Genomic DNA, 5113 nt, shown 5'->3' on the forward strand with positions numbered 1-5113 from the left:
GGCCGCCGGGGCAACGTTCGACAAGAACCCGGACGGTCAGCCGGCTCGTACGCGCGAGGGCGGGCACTCGCGCAGCCGCATCGTTCACGCCGGCGGAGACGCCACCGGCGCCGAAGTGCAACGCGCGCTCGACGCTTCGGCTCGGTCGCGGTCCGAAACCCCTACACTTTCCGGCACCGCATGCAGCGTGCTCACCTCGGCGGGTGAGGTTGTCGGTCTCGTGGTCTCCTCTGCCGACGGGTACGGCGTCGTTCGCAGTCCCTCCGTTCTTCTCGCCACCGGCGGGCTGGGTCAGCTGTACATCTCCAGCACCAACCCGTCCGGAGCCACCGGCGACGGCATCGCACTGGCTCTCGACGCAGGCGCAGAGGTGGCCGATCTCGAATTTGTGCAGTTTCACCCCACCGTCCTGTTCGCGCCAGGCTCGGCGGGACGCAGACCGCTCGTCAGCGAGGCCGTTCGCGGCGAAGGTGCGCACCTCGTCGACGGGGACGGTGCGCGCTTCATGACCGGTATTCATCCCCTGGGCGACCTTGCGCCCCGAGACGTCGTGTCACGCGCCATCGCAGAACGGCTGAGATCGTCCGGCGCCGATCACGTGTATCTCGACGCGCGCTCGATGGGCGAGTTCCGCACGAGATTTCCCACCGTGTCCGCGGCTTGCCACGCGGCAGGGCTTGACCCCACCTCGGACCTGATCCCGGTTGCGCCGGCAGCGCACTACTCCTGCGGAGGCATCGTCACCGACACCTGGGGGCGCACGTCCGTACCGGGTTTGTTCGCAGCCGGTGAGGTCGCGAGAACGGGAATGCACGGGGCAAACCGGCTGGCGTCGAACAGCCTGCTCGAGGGACTCGTCGTCGGCGAGCGTGCAGGCGCGGCCGCGGTCGATCGGCTCGGTCGCCGGGTACCGGACGTCGACGTGCACCTCGGCCGGCCCCGGGCAGTTCCGCGGTCGGAGCTACAGAAGCTGATGACCGCACATGCGGGCGTGGTTCGAGATGCCGACGGCCTCCGATTTGCCGCGTCGGCGCTGCGATCACTCACCGACCGAGCCGAGGACACCGATCGGGCCCGAGAAGACACGGCGCTGACCGTCACCGCGTCCGCGCTCGTACTCGCCGCCGAAACCCGTACCGAAAGCCGCGGGTGCCACACCCGCCGAGACCACCCCGACGCGGCGGGGCGGTTACGCACCAGCCTGCGAATCCGCCTCGACGCACACGGACAGCCCGAGTTGGTGCCGGATTCGGTGCGCCGGCCGGCCGAACCGGCATCAGCCATGACAGGAGCACTGTGACAGTGAACGAGCTGACAGCGAACGAGTTGACGGCACAGGGATTGAATCCCGACGAAATACGCGCCCTCGTCCGAACGGCCCTCGACGAAGACCTGCGGTACGGACCCGACGTCACCACGACGGCAACCGTCGCGGAGGACGCAGAGGCGACCGCGTCCGTCGTAGCCCGGCAACCGGGCACCATCGCGGGACTCGACGTCGGCCTCGTCGTACTCGACGAAGTGATCGGCAAGGACAACTACACCGTCCGCGACCGCGTCACCGACGGAACCGAAGTTGCGCCGGGACAGTCGATTCTCACCGTCACCGCCCCGACCCGGGGGTTGCTCACCGCCGAGCGAACCATGCTCAACCTCGTGTGCCACCTCTCCGGAATCGCCACCACGACCGCGGCCTGGGTGGCCGAAGTTGCCGACACGGACACCCGCATCCGAGACAGTCGCAAGACACTGCCGGGCCTCCGCTCACTGCAGAAATACGCGGTCCGCGCCGGCGGAGGCGTCAACCACCGCATGGGACTCGGCGACGCCGCGCTCATCAAGGACAACCACGTCGCCGCTGCAGGGTCCGTGGTGGCTGCGCTGAAAGCCGTCCGCGCCGCAGCACCCCGCATCGAATGCGAAGTCGAAGTCGACAGCCTCGAACAACTCGACGAAGTGCTCGCCGAAAACGTCGAACTCGTCCTCCTCGACAACTTCGCGCTGTGGCAGACGCAAATGGCGGTTCAGCGCCGCGGCAAGCTCTCGCCGTCCACCCGACTCGAATCGTCCGGCGGTCTCACCCTGGACGTCGCACACGACTACGCACGCACCGGCGTCGACTTCCTTGCTGTCGGCGGGCTCACCCACTCGGTCACGGTGCTCGACCTCGGGCTCGACATGTAGAAGGATTCGCGTCCCGAGACGCGCCGCGTGCTCCGGTAGCGTGGGCGGCCCATGTCAGAAATGCAGAGCGTCCGCCTCGACAGCTGGATCTGGGCGGTCCGGATGTTCAAGACCCGCTCGGCGGCCGCCGCTGCCTGCCGCGCGGGGCACGTGCGCGTCAACGGGACCCCGGCCAAGGCGGGTCAGAGAATCGGTCCTGACGACGAGATTCGGCTGCGTGTCGACGGAGTCGAGAAGATCGTCGTGGTCACCCGGCTCGTCGCCAAGCGCGTCGGTGCCGGTGTCGCCGCGGAATGCATGATCGATCGCAGCCCGCCGCCTCCGCCGAAGGAAGCGCTGGCGTCCGTACCTCGCCGCGATCGGGGCGCCGGTCGCCCCACGAAGCGCGAGCGGCGCGAACTCGACAAGCTACGCGGTCTCGGACTGTAGCGCTGCGCTAACGCCTCGGCCGCTTGCCTCGTGCCGGAGCCTTACGTACGGGTGTGGATTTCGCGGGCCGAGCCCTCTTCGCCGGTGTCTTCGCGCCGCCCCCGGCCGTTGGGGTTTCGGCGCTGCCCGCGGCCGGTGGCGTCGCAGCTCCACGGGAACTGCGGACCGATCTTCCTCGAACGATGCCGAAGAACTCTTCGATGTTGTCGGTTTTCTTGTCGGTGGGCCACGCGAGAGCGATCGACGACCCGGCGACTCCGTCGACAGGTCGGTAGACCAGGTCTTTGCGAGCGTGAAGGCGCGCGATGGACTGCGGCACGATGGCGATCCCGAGGCCTGCGGCTACGTACTCCACGAGTTCACTGTTCGACGCCAACGGCGGCGGCGCAAGGCGGGTGCCGTCGGCCACTTCCGTTGCGATCGCGGCCCATTCGGGGACCTCGCCCTGGTCCTGCAGGAGGTGTTCGTCGGACAGATCGTCGACAGCGATGCGATCGAACGCCGCAACGGGGTGATCCTTGGGTGCCACCACGACCGGGGTTTCCTCGTACAGGCCGATGACATCGAGCCCGTCACGATCGACGGGTAGCCGGACGAACCCCACGTCGACGGTGCCGTCGTGCAGCAGTTCCATCTGGTTCTGCGCTGTGGTGGCCACGAGTTCGAGGGTGATGCCGGGGAAGCGTTCGGCCCAGATGCGGGTCCACTTGGTCGGCGTCACGCCTTCGGTGTAGCCGACGGTAAGGGTGGTGGCCAGCGCAGCACGCGCTGCCGCCTCCTCGTCGCGCCGACGGTCGTCCTCCTCGACGAGGGCGCGCGCGGTGCTCAGGAAAGTAAGTCCCTGTTCGGTCGATCGGGTCGGTGATTCGCCCGGCACGAACAGGGGATACCCCAGCTCGGCCTCGAGGTCGATGACCGCGCGGCTGAGCTTCGTTCGGGCGATGTTCAACGACTTGGCCGCCCTGGCGAAGTGCAGTTCGTCCGCCACTGCGATGTACCAGCGGAGAGTCTGCACCTCGAAGTTCACGGGTCAACAGTAGGCGAGAAGAGAACGCCGCTCGACGACGGTGGCATCAACCCGGGCCACGGGAAGTTAGGCTGTGCGGGTGAGCCCGGAGAAGAAACAACAGCACATGAAGCCCTTGACCGCGGCGAACAAGCTCGGCATCTACCTACCTGCCGCCCCCGAAGAGTTCCAGTCGACGCCGCTGACCCGCGCCGATCTGGACGCCCTTCGGACCGCGCCGCCGGAGTGGTTGACGGAGCTGCAGCAGAACGGTCCGTTCCCCAAGGACGTCATCGCCCGCAAGTTGGGAGTGTCCATCGCAGGACTCTCTCGCGCCGGTTCGACCGACGCGCTCACCTCGGAGCAGATCGATGCGCTGTTGGCGGAGAAGCCGGAGTGGCTCGTCAAGGAACAGCGGCTTCAGGATCAGGTCAAGGCCGAGGCCGAACGCGTCAAGGCCAAGGACGAGGCGCGTCGGGCGGCCACCAATCGCCCGCAGAAGATGCGTTGAACGGGCCGCTTGTCTTCAGGGCGGCTTGTCAGCCCTGCGCCGTGGTGCCGGTCAGGTAATACCACTTGCCGCGCTCGCGTACGAAGCTGCTTGCCTCGCGCAGGACCCCGTTTCCGCCCGGGTGCTTGTAATAGGCACTGAACTCGACGTGGCCGGTACGGTCCATCAGTCCGCCGGCACGAGTGTCGTGGATGTCGAGTCGGTACCACCGCTGCAGCGGATCCAGTTCCAGGCTCCCCGGTGCGGTGTCGGGATGCCAGGTGTCGAGTAGATAGTCGGCGTCACCCACGCCGAACGCGCTGTATCGCGACCGCATCAGGTGTTCGGCGGTGGGCGCAGTGGCCTCTCCGCTGAGAAACGGGCCGCAACAGCGCTCGAAGGGGTCACCGCGCAGGCATGGGCACGGTCGGCTCACTCGTCGACCACCTGCACGTCGTACGTTCCCAGTTGGTGTTCGTCGCGGTGGCCCTCGTCCTGGATCCAAGTGTTCGCCGCGAGCAGCGTGTCGAAGTCGCCCAGCGTGGTGACTGCGGACGAATCTCCGTCCTTCATGAGCACTCGGTACTTCTTCATAGCCCTGTCCTCTTCCTCGTGTACTGCCCTACGAATTGCTCGTCAGGCGGGATTCGAACGGCGAACCGTCGCAAGAAACGTCGCTGCGCCGAAGAACAAGCCCGCAAAAGTGCGGTTGAGCGTCACCTGCTGCCGGTGCGAGCGCATCACCCTCAGCACTCGTGCGGCCAACGACGTGTACCCGGTCATCACCGCCATGTCCACCGCCACCATCGTCGCAGCAATGGTCAGGTATTGAGGCAGAAGCGCACTGGACGTGTCGAGAAATTGCGGAAGCACCGCGAGCATGAAGACGACGGCTTTGGGATTGCTTGCGTTGACCAGGAATCCGCGGCCGAGCATCGCGACGCCTCTGTCGGCGACGGGTGTGGTGGCCTCGGCATCGGTTGGCGCCGCTCGCCACTGTCGCA

General features: G+C 67.1%; 8 protein-coding genes. 4 read left to right on the forward strand and 4 right to left on the reverse strand.

Going from position 1 to position 5113, the window contains the following annotated elements; genetic code table 11:
• The 3 genes from WBQ44_RS03130 to WBQ44_RS03140 form a co-directional block, all read left to right on the forward strand.
• The coding region (locus WBQ44_RS03130; protein ID WP_495565281.1) for an L-aspartate oxidase at window positions 1–1300 on the forward strand (1300 nt) is incomplete at its 5' end.
• An 11-nt stretch (window positions 1301–1311) separates the two neighbouring features.
• Window positions 1312–2184, forward strand: coding sequence for a carboxylating nicotinate-nucleotide diphosphorylase (nadC, locus tag WBQ44_RS03135; RefSeq protein WP_495565288.1), 873 nt, complete (start codon window positions 1312–1314; stop codon window positions 2182–2184).
• A 51-nt stretch (window positions 2185–2235) separates the two neighbouring features.
• On the forward strand, window positions 2236–2613 hold the full coding sequence (locus WBQ44_RS03140) for an RNA-binding S4 domain-containing protein (protein WP_495565282.1): 378 nt from the start codon (window positions 2236–2238) through the stop codon (window positions 2611–2613).
• Window positions 2614–2620: 7 nt separating this feature from the next.
• On the opposite strand, the gene WBQ44_RS03145 is transcribed toward WBQ44_RS03140, so the two are convergent.
• Window positions 2621–3640 (reverse strand): LysR family transcriptional regulator, encoded by a 1020-nt coding sequence (locus WBQ44_RS03145; RefSeq protein ID WP_495565283.1) that lies wholly within the window; start codon window positions 3638–3640, stop codon window positions 2621–2623.
• A gap of 79 nt (window positions 3641–3719) precedes the next feature.
• On the opposite strand from WBQ44_RS03145, the gene WBQ44_RS03150 reads away from it, so the two are divergent.
• Complete coding sequence (locus WBQ44_RS03150) at window positions 3720–4130, forward strand: DUF5997 family protein (RefSeq protein ID WP_495565284.1); 411 nt, start codon at window positions 3720–3722, stop codon at window positions 4128–4130.
• A gap of 28 nt (window positions 4131–4158) precedes the next feature.
• Here WBQ44_RS03150 and WBQ44_RS03155 read toward each other — a convergent pair whose 3' ends face one another.
• The 3 genes from WBQ44_RS03155 to WBQ44_RS03165 all read right to left on the reverse strand — a co-directional run.
• Window positions 4159–4545: a YchJ family protein gene (locus WBQ44_RS03155; RefSeq protein ID WP_495565285.1), complete on the reverse strand. Its 387-nt coding sequence runs from the start codon at window positions 4543–4545 to the stop codon at window positions 4159–4161.
• A complete protein-coding gene (locus tag WBQ44_RS03160; protein ID WP_495565286.1) occupies window positions 4542–4703 on the reverse strand; it encodes a hypothetical protein in 162 nt (53 codons plus the stop codon). Before WBQ44_RS03160 ends, WBQ44_RS03155 begins: the two co-directional genes overlap by 4 nt.
• Before the next feature lie 42 nt (window positions 4704–4745).
• A partial coding sequence (locus WBQ44_RS03165; RefSeq protein WP_495565287.1) for a LysE family transporter occupies window positions 4746–5113 on the reverse strand: 368 nt, incomplete at its 5' end.

Origin of the sequence: Rhodococcus sp. (in: high G+C Gram-positive bacteria) (genome assembly GCF_049591685.1) — a bacterium.
In the GTDB taxonomy this organism is placed as follows: Bacteria; Actinomycetota; Actinomycetes; order Mycobacteriales; family Mycobacteriaceae; genus Rhodococcoides.